The sequence below is a fragment of the Bradyrhizobium sp. USDA 4538 genome, assembly GCF_024171045.1.
Classification (GTDB): domain Bacteria; phylum Pseudomonadota; class Alphaproteobacteria; order Rhizobiales; family Xanthobacteraceae; genus Bradyrhizobium; species Bradyrhizobium australafricanum.
In genome coordinates, this window is sequence record NZ_JALJZE010000001.1 from 8133959 (window position 1) to 8153957 (window position 19999).

The window sequence follows — 19999 nt, forward strand, 5'->3', positions numbered from 1 at the left end:
CCCTATCGCGCCCGTTCCGGCACCTCGACGGTAGCACAGTTGCGTCGCCCCTGCGCTGCGCAATCCTGTACCTTCCGTATATCGGCCATCGTGCCAAGGAGCCAGATTCCCGCGGCGACCAGCACCACAAAGAAGCCGAACATCACAGCATTTTCGATGCTGCGGTTGCCCTCATCCTCGGGCGGCTCCTGCCGTCCGTCCCCGGCCCCGCTCATCGCCGCCTCAGGATTGCGGCGGGTAAAGATGAACGTCACCACAATAATCGACGATACGGTAGCGCCGTTCCACCGGATCTTCACGTTCGCGGGAAGCCGGCTGCGACAAATAGCTCGGGCCGATCGGCGCCTTGCCGTGGCCGCCGGGGATGTCGAGCACATAATCCGGCTGACAAAGTCCGGACACACGCCCGCGCAACGCCCGCATCAGTTCCTGCCCGGTTTCGATCGTGGTGCGCAAATGCGCTGTGCCGGGCGCAAGGTCGCCGTGATGCAGATAATAGGGCTTGATTCGGCACTCGACGAAGCCGCGCATCAGCGCCTCGAGCGTCGCGGCATCGTCATTGACGCCGCGCAGCAGGACGGACTGGCTTACCAAGGGAATGCCGGCGTCTGCAAGGCGCGCGCACGCTGCGCGGGCATTGTTGCTCAGCTCACGCGGATGGTTGGCATGGATCGCAATCCAGGTCGTCGCGCCTTCGACCCGCAGTGCCGCGATCATCTCGGGATTGATACGGCCCGGATCGGCGATCGGAACACGGGTGTGGAGGCGAACGATCTTCACATGATTGATGTCGGCGAGATCGGCCATGATCTCGGTCAGCCTGCGCGGCGACAGCATCAAGGGATCGCCGCCGGTCAGGATGACTTCCCAGATCTCCGGATGGCTGCGGATGTAATCCAGCGCCGCACGGTAGGCGTCATCGGACAAGGCCGAGGCCTTTCCCGGCCCGACCATTTCGCGCCGGAAACAGAACCGGCAATACACCGCGCAGACATGGACGAGCTTGAACAACACCCGATCGGGATAGCGATGCACGATTCCGGCGACCGGCGAATGCGCATCGTCGCCGATCGGATCGGCGTTCTCGCCCGGCTGCTCGACGAGTTCGTCGGCGCTCGGGATGAACTGCCGCGCGATCGGGTCGGCGGGATCGGCCGGATCAATCAGCGCGGCGAGCTCCGGCGTCACCGCGACCGCGTAGCGCGCAGCAACCCGCTCGAGCCCGGCCAGTGCTGCGACCGGCGCGAGCCCGGCATCGACCAGCTCGCGCGGCTGTCGCAGCGTCGCCGCCAGTTTTGGATCGATCCTGTTCATGTCTCTCCCGCAGGCGGCGTCCAGACCACCTGATCAATTCGTGGCGCGCCGCTCGCCAACATCACCAGCCGGTCGAAGCCGAGCGCGACGCCGCTGGCCTCCGGCATCTGGCCGACCGCGGCAAGGAAATCGTCATCGAGCGGATAGCGCTCGCCATAACGGCGGGCCTTCTCGTCCATCGCTGCGGTGAAACGATGGCGCTGCTCGGCCGCGTCGGTCAGTTCGCCGAAGCCGTTGGCGAGCTCGACGCCGCAGGCATAGACCTCGAAACGCTCGGCGACGCGCTGATCGCCGGCCTTGGTGCGCGCCAGCGCGGCCTCTGGCGACGGATATTCGAACAGCACCGTCAGACGGCCCTGTCCCAGATGAGGCTCGATATGCTCGACCAGCACCTTGCTGAAGATATCGGTCCAGGTGTCGTCATCTGCAACCCGCACCCGCGCTGCTGCAGCCGCCGCAAGCGCCTCGCGGTCGCCTTCGCCGCCTGAGATCGTCGCCAGGAGATCGATGCCGGCGAAGCGCTCGAAACCCGCCGCGACCGTCAGCAGCTCCGGCTCCGCAAACGGATCGGCCGTCATGCCGCGGAAGGAAAACCGCCCGATCCCGGTCGCCTGCGCCGCATGGGCGATCACGACGATCGTGTCGGCCATGATGGCGTCATAGCCGGCATTGGCGCGGTACCATTCCAGCATGGTAAATTCGGGCAGATGCAGGTCGCCGCGCTCGCGGTCGCGGAACACCCGCGCGAACTCGTAAATCTTCGGCTCGCCGGCCGCGAGCAGCTTCTTGCAGGCGAACTCCGGCGAGGTGCGCAGATAGCGGGGCGCATGTGAGCCATCGGCCTGCCTGAGCTCGGTGCGAGGAGCGTGCAGATGGGTCTCGTTGCCCGGCGAGATCTGCAGGATCGCGGTCTCGACCTCGGCAAATCCCTGCTCCTCGAACCAGGCGCGCAGCGCTCGCGTGATCGCCGTCCGCGCCTGCAGAAACGGCCTGCGGTCGGCATAGCGCTGCGGCATCCACCAGGGCGACGGCCGGTCATGAGCTGTCATCGCCAGAGCATCCTCATGGATTCAACATCAACGAGCCGCCATCCGCACTCAAGAGTACTGCGCAACCGATTGATTCTACGCAAGTTCATAAGCCTACACAGCCCGAGCCTCCGCGGAACGCCGCGAGGCTGATCCCTTCTTGTCGAAAGACGCGCACCTTGTCCATGCGCGCACGTGGCTGAACTTGAACGACGGCTCGCGCGTCCCATCGGCAGATTCGCTGAAACGGATGAGCCCATGGCCGAAAAATAGGGCCGATCGGGACGGCCGGGACGGTTGGCAACCTTGCGAATTCGGCCGCAAAAGACTGGCATCTCAGGGACAAATCAGTATGTTGCAGCCCGAAATCGCCGCCATGACCGAGGGGCTGCCGATCCGGTTGGCGCCCTTAGGCTCTCAAATTCAGGAAAACACCTTTGAAAGTCATCGCCAGTTCCATCCGCAAGGGCAACGTCATCGAGCAGGACGGCAAGCTCTATGTGGTCCTTTCCGCCGAGAACATTCATCCCGGCAAGGGCACCCCGGTCAGCCAGATCGAAATGCGCCGCATCGGCGACGGCGTGAAGGTCTCGGAGCGCTACAAGACCACCGACCAGGTCGAGAAGGCCACCGTCGAGGACCACAACTACAACTACCTCTATGAAGATGGCGACGGCTTCCACTTCATGAACAACGACAACTACGACCAGGTCCAGGTCTCCAAGGAGATCGTCGGCTCGTCCGCGCCGTATCTGCAGGAGAACATGACCGTGAAGCTCTCGATGCACGAGGGCAACCCGGTCGCGATCCAGCTGCCGCAGCGCGTGACGCTGGAAGTGGTCGAGACCGAGCCCGTGACCAAGGGCCAGACAGCCTCCTCGTCCTACAAGCCGGCCATGCTGTCCAACGGCCTGCGCACCGGCGTGCCGCCGCACATCACCACGGGCACGCGCATCGTGGTCATGACCGAAGACGGTTCCTACGTCGAACGCGCCAAGGACTGAGCGCTTGAGGCGCGGTGGGATTTGAAATGAATCGTCACCGCGCCTCAACTTGTTGGTTAAGCGTCAACTTTACCGAAAACCGCTACACACTTTTCCGGAACTTGCTTTAGTCTCTCGGGCGATCAGACATGAGCCCGGGGTGTGCAGTGAACAGGAAGGTGGTCAGCTTCGTCAGTTGCTGGCTGGCAGCCCTGCTCTCGCCTCTTCCCGGCGCCCATGCCGACGAATTCCGAACGCCATCGATCTCGGCCATGCGGGTCGAATGGCGCGCCGTGCTCGACCAGCTGCGGCAGGAGATCGGTAGCCGCCCGGCCATCGCCGCCGGCTTCACTTTCGCAGGCCAGCGCCGCGTCCCCGCCACCGATCCGCGGGCGACGCCTGCGCTGGTGCAGTTGAACGCGGTGACAGCGCCGCTGTTTCCCGGCATTGCGCAGAGCCCGATCCCGGTGCTGCTGCCGTTCGACCCCGCAAGCTATCTCGACGCGCGACAAAACGGTGCGCCGGACAGCCTGTCGATCGCGCGCTACCAGGCCGACTTCCGCGCGGTCGATTTCTTCCATGCCGGTGCGTCGGGCTACGATGCCGTGTTCTCGCTCGACCCCGGCGCCGGCGACGGCCTGCCGCCGCGGACATTTGCCAAGCCGGTCGAGGTGCAGATTTCCGGCTCGATCCTCGTCTACGACCTCGCCGACCGGCTCGGCGGCAAGGGCGAGCCGGTCAGGACGCTGGCCGCGCAGTTTCCGGACCTGCGCCGCTTCGTTCGCGAGGGCTATGTCCGCTACGCCTTCACCCGCTTCGGAATCCCCTATGTGGTCTCGATCCAGTGCCTCGACAGCGCGCCGCGGCCGAAGCGGCTGGCCTGCCGCGAGGCCTATCCGGTCGCCGAGCGCTTTCTGAAGGCCCTGCGCATCGCCGGCGGCCAGCCGTCACGGCCGCGCAGCGACGTCGCCTCCGATATCGCCGAGCGGCCGGCCGTGCAATCCGCCGACTTCACCTACCACCCGAGCGGCGACATCGTCGCGGGCAGCGGCGGCCGCAGGCAACAAGGCGGCCACGCCGACTTCACCGTCTATTCGCAGATCCGCTTTCCGCTCGAGAAGGCGCCGGCCTTCGCCCACTCGCAATCTTTCGCCAAGCGCAAGCCCGGCGCGGCCATCGACACGTATCCCTGGCAAGACAATTTCTGCGAGGCGCGCAGCTTCGAGGTCGGCCAATGCGCCAGCGGCTACGGCCATCAGGGCCAGGACATCCGCCCCGGCGCGTGTCCTGTCGACAGCAAGGATGGCTGCGACCCCAAGCAGCAGGCGGTCGTTGCGGTGCGCGACAGTATCGTGATCCGCTCGGCGCAACAGCAGGCCGCGACATTGCAGGTCAACACCCGCACCGAGCATGTCCGTTTCCGCTACATGCACATGAACCCGTCAGTGATGGATGCCGACGGCCTGCTCAACGGGCGCCGCGTCAGCGAGGGCGAGAAGATCGGCGTGGTCTCGAATTATCTCGACCACCCCAACGGCACATCGCGGCATCTGCATTTCGACGTCCAGCTGTTCACGCGCGACGGCTGGCTGTGGGTCAATCCCTACACCACGCTGGTGTCGGCCTATGAGCGGCTGATCCGCGGCCGCGGCCGCGAGATCGGACCGGAGCCCGGGCTTGCAGCCGCCGTGGCCCATGCCCTGCCCGACGACGTCGTGCATCGCATCGACACCCAGGAAGGCGGCGGCAATTAGAGTGTTGTCGACCGAAGGGGACACCGGTTCGGGGCGCACTGCCAAAATATCGAAAACAACCCCATGCAAAGTAGCCGGCGGCTGCCGTCGTTCGACACGACGACTTGACACGTCGGGCAAATCAGCGGCATTATTCCATTATTCCGAAATTGTGCAAACGCCCCACCGCAGGTTCCATTCGGAATCGCGTCGGTGCGCGCCATGTCGCGGCGACAATTGCCAGCTTCAATGATCATGATGGAAGCAGCAAACGGCGGGAACCCGTCCCGCTTTGACCATCGGACGCAAGTCTCTATCAGATGCCCATTCAGGCTGGACCACAACCAAGCATGCTCTCGACCTTCAGCTGGTTCTTTCTTTCGGTGAAAGGCCGCATCAGCCGGCAGGAATTCAGCCTGGGATTTTTCGGCCTTATGCTGGTCGACATGCTCGTCATTCGCGTCGGCGTAAGGCTCGACCCCGGTCCACGCTATTACGACAGCAGCCCGCCCGCCGACGACCTGTCCGTCCTGCGCTTGCTGCTCATGCTGTCATTGTGGCCATTCGCGGCGATCCTGGTGAAGCGGCTGCACGACCTCAACGTCTCGGGTTGGTGGGCGCTGACGATCCTCGCCATTCCCCACCTCGCCGCCGCGCTGCACGTCAAATACTGGATCCCCTATCTGGCGCTCGTCGCAACGCTGAGCGTGCTGCCGGGATCGAAGGGTGACAACCGGTTCGGCCGCGACCCGATGGCGCGCGCCGGCATCTAGCGCCCTCCGCCGTGGTTGCGATCAGTCGATCTCCATCGCCGCCAACGTCTCCTTGACCCGCCTCTGAGCGTCCGCGGGCAGCGGCAATATCGGACGTGGAGGCTCGGCCGTGCAGACCCCTCTGAGATCGGCAAGTGCGTAGACGACACGCAGACTGGAATATGTCCTGAACAGATCCCAAATCGGCTGCAGTCGCCCGTTGAGCTGTCGCGCGCGGGCCGCATCGCCGCTCGTCGCGGCGCGCACGATGTCCACGCAGACCTTCGGGAAGATTCCTGCGAGAACGCTGTACCAGGTGTCTCCGCCCGCCAGCAGCGCCTCGGTGCAATTCCAGTCGGCGCTGTATCCCAACGCAACGCCGTCCGGAACCACAGCCCGCAATTCCCCGAGATGGCCCGCCACGGTCGAAGCATCCAGCGCCGGACTTTTCACCGCGACGATTCCCTCGACCCGGCTCAGACGGCCGATGAGAGCCGGCGTGAATTGAAAATGAGTCGTTCCGGGATTGTCATAGATGCAGATCGCCAACCCGCTCTCGCGGGCCACGGTTTGGAAGTGCTCAAAGACCTCGTCATCGGTCAGCGGCGTATAGGAAACCGCTGCCAACAGGCCCGCCGTCGCGCCGGCATCACGCGCATCCTTCGCCAGCCGCACCGCATCGTCGGTGCGCAGTGCGCCGATGCCAACCAGTATTGGTGTGTTGCCGTCCGCCAAGGCGGTGGCCGCCTGCACGGCGCGCCGCCGCTCATCGCGGCTGAAATACGGATATGAGCCGGTACTTCCGAGCAGCCCGACCGAATCCACCTTCGCCGCAATCAGGGGGTCGAGCAAGGCGCGGAGCGCACCCACATCGACCCGTCCATCCCGGTTCGAAGGCGTGATCGGGAAGGCAGAGAGCCCCTTCAGGCTGATCATCGGTTTGTCCCTCGTCGGCAATCGTCGCCGCAACGTGTCCTGCAATCAATCGACACGCCCCGTTGCGCGCAAGGTCCAGTTTCACGCGAACTGGGCACCAAACTGGTCCAGTGCGCATGTCTAGCAGAACGAGCGCCAACCGATCGCTAATCGAGCATCGTGGTCAGCTGCGCGCCCTCATCCGCCACGAACACCGCGATCAGCTCCGCCGGCTCCGTGGTGCTCGCATTGGCCGAGACCATGTGGGTCGAGCCCGGCGGCTCGAAGAAGGACTGGCCGACCTTGAAGGTCTCGACCGGCCCGCCACCGAGCTGTGAGCGGATTTCACCCTTGGTGATGTAGGCCGTCACCGAACCGGAATGGCGGTGCGGCGGCGTGAAGCCACCGGGACCATAGAACACGCGCACCACCGTGACACGCTTGCCCGCCACATTGGGCAGCGCGTGCGAGCTGATGACCTCGACCTTGTCGAGCGGCGACGCCGCATTGGCGCTGGCGCACAGCGGCGCGATGACGGAGGAGATCGCGTCCATCGGGGTCGGCAGTGCCTTCCCGATCACGAAGGCGGAGACCAGTCCCGCGATCACGGCCAGCATGACCGGCCGCGGCGGCCGCGCGAATGGAAGGGATGGTGTCATCGCCATCGAGGTCATTGTTTTTCTCCCTGTCGGTTGCCGTTTGATCCGTCTCGACGTTACGAAGCCGCCGCGTCCGCGCGCTGCCGGCGCGGCGGCGGCGTCCAGCGATAGGCCGCGCCGAACCGGTTCCAGACATTGATCGATGCGATCGCCGAGGTCAGGTAAGTCAGCTCCTGCTCGGAGAATTCAGCGGTGGCCTCGGCATAGACCTCGTCGCTGACGCCGTTCGGCAGGGTCGTTAACGCTTCGGTCCAGGCCAGCGCGGCGCGCTCGCGCGGCGTGAACTGCGGCGCCTCGCGCCACACCACGACGAGGTTCAGCTTGTCGGCGGGCACGCCGAGGCTCTCGCCCTGCAGGATGTGATACTGCACGCAGAACGCACAGCCGTTGATCTGCGAGGCGCGCAGCTTGACGAGTTCGAGCAGCTGCTTGTCGAGGCCGGCCTTGGCCGCGAACTGGCCGAGTGCGCGCACCGCGGCGAAGACGTCGGGCGCGAGCTTCTCGAAGTCGGTGTATTCCTTGCGGGCATGTGACATTGGTCCGGCCTCATGTTATCAGTGTACTGAGATATTATCAGAGCTCTGATATCATCGGCAAGATGCGGGCATCGGCCGAGGCGACAGCAGGCGACATGGCGGCAATGCAGAAACGAGGCAAATTCGGCACCGCCGAACGGCGTCCAGTCGGAAAAGCCGCCGGCCGAAGGGCCGCAGTGAATGCGGGATCGAGCGCTGGCGACGTCGTGTTCGCCCCTTCCGTTCCGGCGCCGGGCGAAGGCAAGCGCGGCGAGCAGGGCTATCTCGCCTATCTGCTGCGTCAGGCCCACGCGGCCTCGCGGCTGTCGATGGAGCGCCAACTGGGACGGCTCGGCGTCACCTCGCCGCAATTCGTCGTGCTGACGATGCTGAAGGCCTATCCGGGGCTCTCCGGCGCCGATCTGGCTCGCGTCGCGCTGCTGACGCCGCAGACCGTGAGCGTGATCATCCGCAACCTCGAGCGCGACGGCGCGATCGGCAAGACGGCGCACCCGGTCCACGGCCGCGTGTTGCAATGGACCCTGACCAGCCATGGAACCAGACTGCTGGAGAAATGCCGGCAGATCGCCCAGGCCCAGGAACGCCGGCTCGCCGCCGGCCTCGATGCCAGGTCGGAACAGGTGGTGCGCCGGTGGCTGTCAAAAATCGCCACAGATTTGCAGGATAGCTAGAGCATGACCCGGAAAAGTGGGAACCGGTTTTCCGATGAGGTCATGCTCAAAACTATAGCTCCTGCGGCGGCGTGGCTTTTGGCTCACCCGATCGGCGCCGCTAGACTGGCCCGATGAAACAGCCTGATTCTCCGAAATCCCCTGCCCGCCGCGCCGTCCTGAAGGCCGGGCTCGCGGCCGGCGTGGTGCTCGTCAATCCGCTCGGCGCGCTCGCCGCCGCCCCTCCGGGCTTCGACCAGTGGCGCGACAATTTTCGCGCTCGCGCGCTCGCCAAGGGCATCTCGGAGGCGACCTGGAATCGCTGCATGGGGCGGATCGAGCCCGACATGAGCGTGTTCAGGCAGATGCGCAACCAGCCTGAATTCCACGAGCAGATCTGGCAGTACATCAACCGCCGCGTCTCCGACTGGCGGGTCATTCACGGCAAGGAGGCGCTGAAGAAGAACGAGGCGCTGTTCGGCCGGATCGAACGCGATTTCGGCGTCGAGCGCGGCACGCTGCTCGCGCTGTGGGGCGTCGAATCCGCCTATGGCGATCCGCTGGTGCAGCAGAACCACATGACGCCGGTGTTTCCGTCGCTGGCGGCGCTCGCCTGGAACGAGCCGCGCCGCAAGGCCTATTGGGAGACCGAACTGATCAACGCGATGAAGATCGTGCAGCGCGGCTGGAGCACGCCTCAGGAGATGAATGGCTCCTGGGCCGGCGCGATGGGTCATTCGCAGTGGATGCCGGAAGTCTGGCTCAATGTCGGCTTCGACTATGACGGCGACGGCAAGGTCTCGCCGTTCGGCCGGCCCGACGACGCGCTGGGCTCGACCGCGAAATATCTCGTCAACCGCGGCAAGTGGCACCGCGGCGAGCATTGGGGCTACGAGGTCCGCGCGCCCGGCGGCGGCGCCAGCGGCAGCCGCACCTACGCGGCCTGGGCCAGCGCCGGTGTGACCCGCGCCGACGGCCAGCCGTTTCCGCAGCCAAATGCGTCAGCGCAACTGTGGATCCCGGTCGCGGGTGGTCCGGCCTTTCTGCTCGGTCCGAACTTCAATTCGGTGAAGAGCTACAACCCGTCGATGAACTACGCGCTGGCGATCTGCCATCTCGGCGATCGCTGCCTCGGCGGGCCGCCCTTCATCCAGCCCTTCCCGGGCTCGGAACGCGCGCTGACACTGGCCGAGGTGCAGGAGATGCAGACGCGGCTGACCAAGGCCGGCTTCGACACCGGCGGCACCGACGGCCGCGTCGGCAACGACACCATGAAGGCGATCAAGGATTTTCAGATCAAGATGGGCCTGTTGCCCGCCGACGGTTACGGCGGGCTCAAGGTGCTGGCGCGGCTACGGCAAGGCGGGTAGGCATCATGCGATCTGCGTAGCCCGGGTGAGCGAAAGCGATACCCGGGCACGCATTTCCCGCATATCGCTCCGCTCATGCGGGCTACGACAGTTCGCTCCTATCGGCTCGCAGGCTGCCACATTGACCGCTCACCGTCATTGCGAGCGCAGCGAAGCAATCCATCCCTCCGCATATGCGGGACTATGGATTGCTTCGTCGCTTCGCTCCTCGCAATGACGGAGACTATTTCGCAGGCTGCCGCACCACGCCGCCGGCATTCATGCCGCCGTCGATCACGAGCTCGCTGCCCGTGACGTAGCGCGACGCGTCGGAAGCGAGATAGAGCACGCCCTGGGCGATCTCGATGGCCTGGCCGGCGCGTCCGAGTGGCGTGGCGAACCTTGCCCGCTCCTCCGGATCGATCGGCGCGTTCTGGCCGGCACCGGTCGCGCCGGTCGGGATCTTGCCCCAGATCGGCGTGTCGATGATGCCGGGATGCACCGAGTTGACGCGGATACCGTCGTTGACCTGCGCGCACTCCATCGCGATCGACTTGGCGAACAAGCGGACCGCGCCTTTGGTGGCGCTGTAGCCGGAAAGGGTCGCCGCACCACGCAGGCCAGCCAGCGACGACATCATGATGATGGAGCCGCCGCCGTGCTTGCGCATCAGCGGCAGCGAGTGCTTCACCGACAGGAATACGCCGTCGATATTGATGGCGGTCTGGCGACGCCAGTCCGCGAGCGACATCTCGACAATCGAGGGCGCTCCGATGCCGATGCCGGCATTCGAGACCATGATATCTAGGCGGCCATGGCGCTTGCCGATCTCACTGATGATTTCGATCCAGCGCTCCTCGCTGGTGACGTCCTGCGGCAAGAAGGTCACGTTCCGCCCGGCCTTGGTGAGCCGCGCGGCGAGCTCGGGTCCCCTCAACTCATCGATATCGGTCGCAATAACGGTCGCGCCTTCCTGCGCGAACAATTCAACGATGGCCTCGCCAATGCCCGATGCGCCGCCGGTCACCAGCGCGACCTTGCCTTCTACCTGTCCTGACATGTCCTCTCCCAACGTTTCTTATCGGATCACCGTCGGGCCCTGATCCGGCACCGCGACGTCGAGGACACGGAATTGCACACGTTCGGTGCCTTGCCAACGGTCGACCGCAAGAGAGCCCGCCACGTGCAATTGCTGGCCGCGATTTTGCGTCAAGGCGCTGCCGAGCTTCTGTCCGACGGAACGGAACGCGATACCGTTGACGATGGAGCCGTCGCCTGACTTGAAGCGCAGCCGCAGATGCGCCTGCCCGACTTCGTCGGCATAGACCAGCTGATGCGACGGCAGCGCGATCACCGGTTCCGGATTGGCGCTGCCGAACGGGCCAGCACGATTGAGTGTCGCGGCGAACTCCGGCGTCACCGCGCGCGCGGTCACGGCGCCGTCGATGAACAGCTCGTTCTCGTGCCGCGAATTGGCGACGTCGGCCGCCAGCGCGCCTTCCATGTAGGCGCGGAATTCGGCGAGCTTCTCCTTGCGCAGCGTGACGCCGGCCGCCATCGCGTGCCCGCCGCCCTTCATCAAAAGGCCGTCGTGCACCGCCTGCCGCACCGCCTTGCCGAGATCGACGCCGCCGATCGAACGGCCCGATCCGGTGCCGATGCCGCCGGGCTCCAGCGCGATCGCAAACGCGGGACGCGCGAACTTCTCCTTCAGCCGCGCCGCAACCAGCCCGACCACGCCGGGATGCCAGCCTTCCGCCGCGGTGACGATGACAGCACCCTTGTCCTCGAGCCCGAGCGAAGCCAGCGCCTCGGCCTCGGCCTGCGCCTCGGCCGCCTGCTCGATCAAGCGCCGCTCGGCGTTGAGACGATCGAGCTCGGCCGCGATCCGCGCGGCTTCGGATATATCGCCTTCGAGCAACAACCGCACGCCGAGATCGGCGCGCCCGATGCGGCCGCCGGCATTGATGCGCGGTCCCAGCATGAAGCCGAGATGCCAGGCCTCCGGCGGCCCGTTCAGCCGCGCGACGTCCATCAACGCAGTGTGGCCGACATGGTCGCGGCGGCGCATCGCGATCAGGCCCTTGGCGACGAAGGCCCGGTTGAGCCCGATCAGCGGCGCGACGTCTGCCACGGTGCCGAGCGCGACGTGATGCAGCACGCTGAGCAGGTCCGGCTCCGGCATCTCGCCGGTCCAGAAGCCGCGCTGGCGCAGTTCGCGATTGACCGCGACCAAGGTCACCAGCACGAGGCCGACCGCCGCGAGATGGCCGAGCCCCGAGAGATCGTCGGGCCGGTTCGGATTCACCAGCGCGTCGACCTCGGGCAACACATCGCCGGTCTGGTGATGATCGATCACGACGACCGACATGCCGAGCTTCCTGGCTTCCGCCAGCGGCTCGATGCTGGTGGTGCCGCAATCGACCGTGACCAGCAGCGTCGCGCCCTTCGCCGCCAGCGCACGCACGGCGTCGACGTTCGGCCCGTAGCCTTCGAAAATACGGTCGGGAATGTGGATCAGCGGGTCCAGCCCGCAATGGCGCAGATGCCAGGTCAGCAGCGCGGCCGAGGTCGCGCCGTCGACGTCGTAGTCGCCGAAGATCGCGACCTTCTCGCCGCGCACCGCGGCATCCGCGATGCGCTTGGCGGCGTGCTCCATCTCGGTGACCGTGTGAGGATCCGGCATCAGCTTGCGGATGGTCGGGTCGAGGAAGTCGGGAACCTCGTCGATCCCGACGTCGCGCCCCGCCAGCACGCGCGCCAGCATTTCCGGCAATTGATAGCGCTGCACGATCGCGAGCGCCCGCGCCGCCCCGCGCGGATCCAGCCGGTCGCGCCAGAGTTTTCCGGTCAGCGACCGCGTCACGCCGAGGAACGCCTGTGGCGCCTCGACGGGCAGTGCGGATGCGTGCAGCGTCATGAGCCCTTCCCAATCAGGCAGGAATCGTAACGCTTCGATGATTTGTGGACCAGTTCTAGCAGCCCATTCGGCTGGCGATTTCCCCGAAATCCTTGGCCACGATGTCCCACTCGCCGGTGGCCTCGAAATCGTACTTCTGCAGCGGACCGTATTCGGTCGGACGCGCCACGAAGGCGGTCTTCAGGCCGAGCTTCTGCGCGTGCTTCAGGTCGTAATTGTGCGCGGCGACCATCATCACCTGCTCCGGCGGCAGGCAGAGCAGCTTCGCGGCGCCGAGGTAGGTTTCCGGATCGGGCTTGTAGTGCTCGAACAGTTCGGCCGACATCACGAGATCCCACGGGAGCCCTGCGAACTTCGCCATGTTGGTGAGCAGCGCGACGTTGCCGTTGGAGAGCGGTGAGATGATGTATTTGGTCTTCAGCCGGGTCAGGCCGGCGACGCTGTCGGGCCAGGCGTGCAGGCGATGCCAGCCCAGCGTCAGATGCTGCAAATCGGCCTCGGTCAGCCCCTTGATGTCGAATTGCGCGACGAGTTTTTCCAGCGAGCGGCGGTGCAAGACGTCGAGGATGACGTAGCCGTTCTGCGGGTTCTTGCGCACCTCGTCCATCGAGGCCGCATAGACCGCGCGCCAGCCGTCGACCAGCGCGGTCCAATCGGCCTTGATACCTGATGTCTCGCCCCATCTGGTGAAGTCGTTGATCAGGCTGGTGCGCCAGTCGACCACGGTCCCGAACACGTCGAATACCAGCGCCTTGACCCCGGACAGATCGGACATGGGTGCCTCCCTTTTTCTTGTTGTTGTTTACGCTGTCGTTCCGGGGCGATGCGGAGCATCGAACCCGGAACCTCGAGATTCCGGGTTCGTCCTTCGGACGCCCCGGAATGACAGCGGATATTAGTCCAGGTGGAATTTCTCGAGCTGCCGATGCTCGGCCTTGATGTAGCGCACGGTGCCGGTGACCGAGCGCATCACGACCGTCTCGGTCTCGATCACGTCCTTCTTGAACTTCACGCCGGTCAGCAGCGAGCCGGTGGTGACGCCGGTAGCGGCGAACAGGCAGTCGCCCTTGGCCATGTCCTCGATGCCGTAGATCATCTTCGGATCGGTGACGCCCATCTTGTGCGCGCGCTCGCGCTTCTCCTCGGTGTCGAGGATCAGGCGGCACTGCATCTGGCCGCCGATGCAGCGCAGCGCGACCGCCGCGAGCACGCCCTCTGGCGCGCCGCCGGTACCGATATACATGTCGACGCCGGTCTCATCGGGTTTCGCACAGTGAATGACGCCAGCGACGTCGCCGTCGGTGATCAGCTGCACGGCAGCGCCGGTCGAACGCACGCTGTTGATGATGTCGGCATGGCGCGGACGATCGAGCACCAGCACGTTGATGGCGGTCGGGTCGACGCCCTTGGCCTTGGCGAGCCGGCGGACATTGTCGGCCGGCGGCGCGTCGAGCTCGATCACGTTCTTGGCGTAGCCCGGGCCGATCGCGATCTTCTGCATGTAGACGTCGGGCGCGTGCAGCAGCGTGCCGCCGTCGGCCATCGCCATCGTGGCGATCGAGCCCGGCATGTTCTTGGCGCACAGCGTGGTGCCTTCGAGCGGGTCGACCGCGATGTCGACCTTCGGGCCAGCATTGAGGCCGACCTTCTCGCCGATGAACAGCATCGGTGCCTCGTCGCGCTCACCCTCGCCGATTACGACCGTCCCCTCGATCGGCAGCTTGTTGAGCTCGCGCCGCATCGCGTCGACCGCGGCCTTGTCGGCGGCCTTCTCCTGGCCGTGGCCACGCAGCCGCGCGGCCGACACCGCAGCGCGCTCCGTCACGCGCACGATTTCGAGCGTCAGGATGCGCTCGAGCAGCATCTGCGGCGGAACGGAAATATGGGTCGACATCGGCGTACTCCTTAAGCCTCTGGGACAGGGCAGCCTGCCCGCATCAATCGTCTCACGCCCGACCCGTTCAGGCCATGCGCTAGTTTTTCTCGATCCGGATCACCTGCGGCCGCCCGCTGATGACCTTATCGCGCTGCACTGCGGCCAGCGCACGATGCACGGCATCCTCGCTGGTCGCATAGGTAATCAGAATGACCGGGACCGGTGAAGGTTTTTTGGCCGCGCCGTTCACATCGACGCCATCCGGGTGCCGTTGCACGATGGATTCCAGAGATATCTTCTGTTCCGCCAGCCGGGTGGCGATTGTTGCGGCAGTGCCTGCAAGATCGCGCGCCATCAGGCGGATATAATAGCCACCTTCATGGCGTTCCATCGGCGCCTTGGTGGTGTCGCGCAACCGCTCCACCGGACGGCCGAACGGCTTAGCGCGGATGCCGCGGGCGACGTCGGCGATGTCGGCGACCACGGCGGAGGCCGTCGCGCCGCCGCCGGCGCCGGGTCCCACCAGCGTGATCGGCGGAATCCCCTCGCCGTCGATCGCCACCGCATTGGTGACGCCCATCACCTGCGCGATCGAGGATGATTTCGGCACCATGGTCGGGTGCACGCGCTGCTCAATGCCCTTTGCCGTGCGGACCGCGACGCCGAGCAGCTTGACCCGGTAACCGAGTTCCGCGGCGGCCTTGAGGTCTTCCGGCGTGATCGAGGAGATGCCTTCGACGTAAACCGCGCTTTCCGCGACCTTGGTTCCGAAGGCGAGGCTGGCCAGGATCGCGAGCTTCTGCGCGGTGTCATGACCATCGACGTCGAATGACGGGTTGGCTTCGGCATAGCCGAGCCGCTGGGCGTCCTTCAGACACTCCTCGAACGACAGGCCCTCCTGCTCCATCCGGGTCAGGATGTAATTGCAGGTGCCGTTGAGGATGCCGTAGACGCGGTTGACGCTGGTGCCCGCGAGGCCCTCGCGCAGCGTCTTGATGACCGGGATCGCCGCACCGACCGCCGCCTCGAAATTCAGGGCGCCGCCGTGCTTTTCGGCAGCCGCGGCGAGACGCAGTCCATGCTTGGCGATCAACGCCTTGTTGGCGGTGACGACCGACTTGCCGGCCTTCAGCGCGGTCTCGATCGCGGACAGCGCGGGATCTCCGGCGCCGCCCATCAATTCGACGAAGCAGTCGATATTGGGATCTTCGGCGAGCGCCTCGGGGCTCTTCGCCCAGGCGATGCCGCGCAGGTCGAGGCCGCGCTTCTTGGCTTTCGAGCGCGCCGTGACCGCGACGACGCGAACGCCGCGGCCGCTGCGCTCGGCCAGCGCCCGTCCTTGCGTTTCGATGAGGCGGACGACATCGGCACCGACGGTGCCGAGCCCCGCTATGCCCACGTTCAGGGGTGCGACCATGGATTTAAGGGACCTGGAGATTAAGCAACCTGGAAGGATTAGCGTCGGTTGGCGAGAGGAACGACGTTGTGCAACGTTTCGATGCCGCTTTCAAGGAAGCGGCGCACGCCGCGCGCGGCCTGCCGGATGCGCTGCTCGTTCTCCACCATCGCGATGCGGACATAGCCCTCGCCATGCTCGCCGAACGCAACGCCCGGCGACACCACGACGCCGGATTTCTCCACCATCAGGGTCGCGAACTGCATGCTGCCGACCGCCTCGAACGCCTTGGGCAGCGGCGCCCAGGCGAACATCGAGGCCTGCGGCGGCGGAATGTCCCAGCCGGCGCGGCCGAATGACTCGACCAGCGCATCGCGGCGCTTGCGGTAGGTGTCGCGCATCTCGCGGATGCAGTCGTCGGGACCGTTCAGCGCCGCGGTCGCCGCCACCTGGACCGGCGTGAACGCACCGTAATCGAGATAGGATTTGACCCGCGCCAGCGCCGCGATGATCCGCTCGTTGCCGACCGCAAAACCCATGCGCCAGCCGGCCATCGAGAACGTCTTCGACATCGAGGTGAACTCGACGGTGACGTCGATCGCGCCGGGCACCTGCAGCACCGACGGCGGCGGATTGTTCTCGTCGAAATATACCTCGGCGTAGGCGAGATCGGACAGGATGAAGATGTCGTGCTTCTTCGCGAACGCGACGAGGTCCTTGTAGAAGTCGAGGTCCGCGACATAGGCGGTCGGGTTCGACGGATAGCAGACGATCAGCGCAATCGGCTTCGGGATCGAATGGATGATCGCCCGCTCGACCGCCTCGAAGAACTGCGGCGTCGGCTCCGAGGGCACCGAGCGGATCACGCCGCCCGCCATCAGGAAGCCGAAGGCATGGATCGGGTAGCTCGGATTGGGGCACAGCACGACGTCGCCGGGCGCCGTGATCGCTTGCGCGACGTTGGCAAACCCCTCCTTCGAGCCGAGCGTCGCAACCACCTGGGTGTCGGGGTTGAGCTTGACGCCGAAGCGGCGCGCATAATAGGCGGCCTGGGCCTTGCGCAGGCCGTTGATGCCGCGCGAGGCCGAGTAGCGGTCGGTCCGCGGCTTGCCCAGCGTCTCCTTGAGCTTCTCGATCACATGCGGCGGGGTCGGCAGGTCCGGGTTCCCCATGCCCATGTCGATGATGTCGGCCCCGGCGTTGCGCGCGGCCGCCTTGGCCTGGTTGACCTTCTCAAAGACGTAAGGCGGCAGACGGCGAATGCGGTAAAAATCTTCCATGGGACCCTTGCTCCGACAACCGCGATGCCAGAATCGACCCCCCTTGGTCCTAGCTTGCGGAAGCCGGCTCGGCCTCTGACAGAAATCGCACTGAATCAATGACTTAGAGCGAATTCAGGCGCACGATCTGGGGGCTGCGGCCGGATCTGCGGTTGAACTGGGTTTCTTTTAGCACGGACACCGGGCGGCGCCAGCGCTGATCGGCCGTTTGTCGGGTGCTACTTCCCGCTTTGGGCAGCCGTCGAGGCCTGGCGCGCGCGCGCGGCAATCAGCTCCTGCTCGATCTTGGCCTGGTCCGCCGGCTTGATCGTCGGGTCGGCGCGGTCGGGCGGAAGATCATGGACCGGCAGGTAGCCGGTGGCGTCCTTCTCGCGCGCCGGCGCATCGGCCGGCATCGTCATATCGGCGATCGTGCTCGAGCACCCGCTCAGCGCCACCAACGACGCGAGCAGCACTGCGGCCGCGAGCCCCCTGTTCATTCGATCGATCGGCATGCGCCGAATTGTCCCCAACAAGCTAGCGCGCACGTCGCACGTTGCCGACACGGGTCGCACTGGTACGAGCCTTGCAGCGTCCCCGCTGCGTTAATTTCGACTTCAGCGTTTCAAACCATTGTCGCCCGAAACGCTTAAAGCGGGAACACCAAAAGCGAACCCTGAGGCTTCAATATGACGGAACAAAGATTTTTTCTCGCACCGCAACAGAGCGAAATGCTGGATTTTGACTGATTTGCGTTGCCGCACCGCGCGATGACGCCCTCCAAACGACGCGATATTGTACCTCAGATGAGCAACGTTAGTACCGACACCCAGGCCACCCCGAAATTCAACGCCGAAGCCTTCGCCATGAACATCGCGCGGGCGATGGAGAGCAGCGGCCAGGCGCTGGCAGCCTATCTCAAGCCGCGCCAGACGGGAGAAGTCCGCGACAAGCCGCCGAATGAGCTCGGTGAGGTCATCAAGACCTTCAGCGTGATCGCCGAATATTGGCTGTCCGACAAGGAGCGCGCCTCGTCGCTGCAGATGCAGCTCGGCAAGGACTATCTCGATCTCTGGGGCTCGGCGGTGCGCCGCATGGCCGGCGAGGCAGACGCCAAGCCGGCGATCGCCCCGGCCCCGCGCGACAAGCGCTTCCAGGATCCGGAATGGAAGTCGAACCAGTTCTTCGACTTCATCCTGCAGCTCTATTTGCTGACCTCGAAATGGGCGCAGCAGCTGGTCCATGACGCCGACGGGATCGATCCCCACACGCGCAAGAAGGCCGAATTCTACGTCCAGCAGATCACCAACGCGCTGGCGCCGTCGAATTTCGTGCTGACCAATCCGGAGGTGCTGCGCGCCACCGTCGAGACCAACGGCGACAATCTGGTGCGCGGCATGAAGATGCTGGCCGAGGATATCGAGGCCGGCCACGGCACGCTGCGGATCCGCCAGTCCGACTCGAGCAATCTCGAGGTCGGCGTCAACATGGCGACGACGCCGGGCAAGGTGATCTTCCAGAACGAGCTGATGCAGCTGATCCAGTATTCACCGGCGACCGAGAACGTGCTGCGCACGCCGCTCCTGATCGTGCCGCCCTGGATCAACAAGTTCTACATCCTCGATCTGCGCCCCGAGAAATCCTACATCAAATGGTGCGTCGACCAGGGCATCACGGTGTTCGTGATCTCCTGGGTCAATCCGGACAGGGAGCTCGGCAAGAAGACCTGGGCCGACTACATGACCGAAGGCCCGCTCACGGCGATGGACGTCATCGAGAAGGTCACCGGCGAGATGAAGGTGCACACCGCCGGCTATTGCGTCGGCGGCACCCTGCTCGCCTCGACGCTCGCCTATCTCGCCGAGAAGCGCCGCCAGCGTGTGACGTCGGCGACGTTCTTTGCCGCGCAGGTCGACTTCACCCATGCCGGCGATCTCCTGGTGTTCGTCGACGAAGACCAGATCTCGGCGCTCGAACGCGACATGCAGGAATCCGGCGTGCTTGAGGGCAGCAAGATGGCGATGGCCTTCAACATGCTGCGCTCGAACGACCTGATCTGGTCGTATGTCGTGAACAATTATCTGAAGGGCCAGACGCCCTCCTCATTCGACCTGCTGCACTGGAATTCGGATGCGACGCGGATGCCGTCGTCGAACCACTCCTACTACCTGCGCAACTGCTATCTGGAGAACCGGCTGTCGACCGGCACCATGGTGCTGGACAACACGCTGCTCGATCTGTCGAAGGTGAAGGTGCCGGTCTACAACCTCGCCGCCCGCGAGGATCACATCGCGCCGGCGGAATCGGTGCTCTACGGTTCGCAGTTCTTCGGCGGCCCGGTGAGATATGTGCTGTCCGGCTCCGGCCATATCGCCGGCGTGGTCAATCCACCCGCGTCGAAGAAGTACCAGTACTGGACCAACGACAACATCAAGGACATGAAGCTCGCCGACTGGCTGAAGGGAGCCGAGGAGCACAAGGGCTCGTGGTGGCCCGACTGGCGCGGCTGGCTGGAAAGCCATGACCCGGAGACGGTCCCGGCGCGCATGGTCGGCTCCAACGGCACGCAGGTGCTCGAGGACGCCCCGGGCAGCTATGTCCGCGTCCGCGCGTAGCGCCAACTCTTCCG

The 19999-nt window shown here is 65.2% G+C and carries 19 protein-coding genes; 6 read left to right on the forward strand and 13 right to left on the reverse strand.

Annotated features, from left to right (window positions below):
• Nucleotides 1-2: 2 nt before the first annotated feature.
• From J2R78_RS37515 to epmA, 3 genes are read right to left on the reverse strand one after another with little or no spacing between them, the layout of a single operon-like run.
• The gene (locus J2R78_RS37515; protein ID WP_225644190.1) at nucleotides 3-254 is read right to left on the reverse strand and encodes a hypothetical protein; all 252 of its coding nucleotides are present in this window, start codon (nucleotides 252-254) and stop codon (nucleotides 3-5) included.
• Entirely contained in the window at nucleotides 223-1314 is a 1092-nt protein-coding gene (locus J2R78_RS37520; RefSeq protein WP_253608731.1) for a lysine-2,3-aminomutase-like protein, read from the reverse strand. The genes J2R78_RS37515 and J2R78_RS37520 overlap by 32 nt, the downstream gene beginning before the upstream one ends.
• The gene (epmA, locus tag J2R78_RS37525; protein WP_253608732.1) at nucleotides 1311-2363 is read right to left on the reverse strand and encodes an EF-P lysine aminoacylase EpmA; all 1053 of its coding nucleotides are present in this window, start codon (nucleotides 2361-2363) and stop codon (nucleotides 1311-1313) included. The genes J2R78_RS37520 and epmA overlap by 4 nt, the downstream gene beginning before the upstream one ends.
• Nucleotides 2364-2779: 416 nt before the next feature.
• Between epmA and efp the strand changes: the two genes are divergently transcribed.
• The 3 genes from efp to J2R78_RS37540 all read left to right on the forward strand — a co-directional run bounded on the left by efp (nucleotide 2780) and on the right by J2R78_RS37540 (nucleotide 5831).
• Nucleotides 2780-3346, forward strand: a complete 567-nt coding sequence (gene efp / locus J2R78_RS37530; RefSeq protein WP_016844580.1) for an elongation factor P — start codon at nucleotides 2780-2782, stop codon at nucleotides 3344-3346.
• A gap of 128 nt (nucleotides 3347-3474) precedes the next feature.
• Entirely contained in the window at nucleotides 3475-5079 is a 1605-nt protein-coding gene (locus J2R78_RS37535) for a M23 family metallopeptidase (RefSeq protein WP_253608733.1), read from the forward strand.
• Nucleotides 5080-5408: 329 nt separating this feature from the next.
• Entirely contained in the window at nucleotides 5409-5831 is a 423-nt protein-coding gene (locus tag J2R78_RS37540) for a DUF805 domain-containing protein (protein ID WP_253608734.1), read from the forward strand.
• 21 nt (nucleotides 5832-5852) lie between these two features.
• Here the strand turns inward: J2R78_RS37540 and J2R78_RS37545 are convergent, their stop codons facing one another.
• From J2R78_RS37545 to J2R78_RS37555, 3 genes are all read right to left on the reverse strand, one after another.
• Nucleotides 5853-6746, reverse strand: coding sequence for a dihydrodipicolinate synthase family protein (locus tag J2R78_RS37545; protein WP_253608735.1), 894 nt, complete (start codon nucleotides 6744-6746; stop codon nucleotides 5853-5855).
• 146 nt (nucleotides 6747-6892) lie between these two features.
• On the reverse strand, nucleotides 6893-7399 hold the full coding sequence (locus J2R78_RS37550) for a cupin domain-containing protein (protein ID WP_253608736.1): 507 nt from the start codon (nucleotides 7397-7399) through the stop codon (nucleotides 6893-6895).
• A 41-nt stretch (nucleotides 7400-7440) separates the two neighbouring features.
• Nucleotides 7441-7920: a carboxymuconolactone decarboxylase family protein gene (locus tag J2R78_RS37555; protein ID WP_253608737.1), complete on the reverse strand. Its 480-nt coding sequence runs from the start codon at nucleotides 7918-7920 to the stop codon at nucleotides 7441-7443.
• A gap of 95 nt (nucleotides 7921-8015) precedes the next feature.
• Between J2R78_RS37555 and J2R78_RS37560 the strand changes: the two genes are divergently transcribed.
• Together J2R78_RS37560 and J2R78_RS37565 are read left to right on the forward strand one after the other, a co-directional pair.
• Nucleotides 8016-8591: a MarR family winged helix-turn-helix transcriptional regulator gene (locus tag J2R78_RS37560; protein ID WP_253608738.1), complete on the forward strand. Its 576-nt coding sequence runs from the start codon at nucleotides 8016-8018 to the stop codon at nucleotides 8589-8591.
• 113 nt (nucleotides 8592-8704) lie between these two features.
• Entirely contained in the window at nucleotides 8705-9940 is a 1236-nt protein-coding gene (locus tag J2R78_RS37565; protein ID WP_253608739.1) for a lytic murein transglycosylase, read from the forward strand.
• A gap of 223 nt (nucleotides 9941-10163) precedes the next feature.
• Here the strand turns inward: J2R78_RS37565 and J2R78_RS37570 are convergent, their stop codons facing one another.
• From J2R78_RS37570 to J2R78_RS37600, 7 genes are all read right to left on the reverse strand, one after another.
• Nucleotides 10164-10979 carry an SDR family NAD(P)-dependent oxidoreductase gene (locus tag J2R78_RS37570; protein WP_253608740.1) on the reverse strand — a complete coding sequence of 272 codons (816 nt, stop codon included), beginning with the start codon at nucleotides 10977-10979 and terminating at the stop codon, nucleotides 10164-10166.
• A gap of 18 nt (nucleotides 10980-10997) precedes the next feature.
• Entirely contained in the window at nucleotides 10998-12839 is a 1842-nt protein-coding gene (gene recJ / locus J2R78_RS37575; protein ID WP_253608741.1) for a single-stranded-DNA-specific exonuclease RecJ, read from the reverse strand.
• Between the two features lie 55 nt (nucleotides 12840-12894).
• Nucleotides 12895-13614 carry a haloacid dehalogenase type II gene (locus J2R78_RS37580; protein ID WP_253608742.1) on the reverse strand — a complete coding sequence of 240 codons (720 nt, stop codon included), beginning with the start codon at nucleotides 13612-13614 and terminating at the stop codon, nucleotides 12895-12897.
• Between the two features lie 120 nt (nucleotides 13615-13734).
• Nucleotides 13735-14733, reverse strand: a complete 999-nt coding sequence (glpX, locus tag J2R78_RS37585; protein WP_050420275.1) for a class II fructose-bisphosphatase — start codon at nucleotides 14731-14733, stop codon at nucleotides 13735-13737.
• Nucleotides 14734-14812: 79 nt separating this feature from the next.
• Complete coding sequence (locus J2R78_RS37590; protein WP_028342125.1) at nucleotides 14813-16132, reverse strand: homoserine dehydrogenase; 1320 nt, start codon at nucleotides 16130-16132, stop codon at nucleotides 14813-14815.
• Between the two features lie 38 nt (nucleotides 16133-16170).
• A complete protein-coding gene (locus J2R78_RS37595; RefSeq protein ID WP_016842955.1) occupies nucleotides 16171-17391 on the reverse strand; it encodes an LL-diaminopimelate aminotransferase in 1221 nt (406 codons plus the stop codon).
• Nucleotides 17392-17609: 218 nt separating this feature from the next.
• Entirely contained in the window at nucleotides 17610-17885 is a 276-nt protein-coding gene (locus J2R78_RS37600) for a hypothetical protein (protein WP_253608743.1), read from the reverse strand.
• A gap of 291 nt (nucleotides 17886-18176) precedes the next feature.
• Here J2R78_RS37600 and J2R78_RS37605 point away from each other — a divergent pair, with 291 nt between their 5' ends.
• Nucleotides 18177-19985: an alpha/beta hydrolase gene (locus J2R78_RS37605; RefSeq protein ID WP_253608746.1), complete on the forward strand. Its 1809-nt coding sequence runs from the start codon at nucleotides 18177-18179 to the stop codon at nucleotides 19983-19985.
• Nucleotides 19986-19999: the final 14 nt, after the last annotated feature.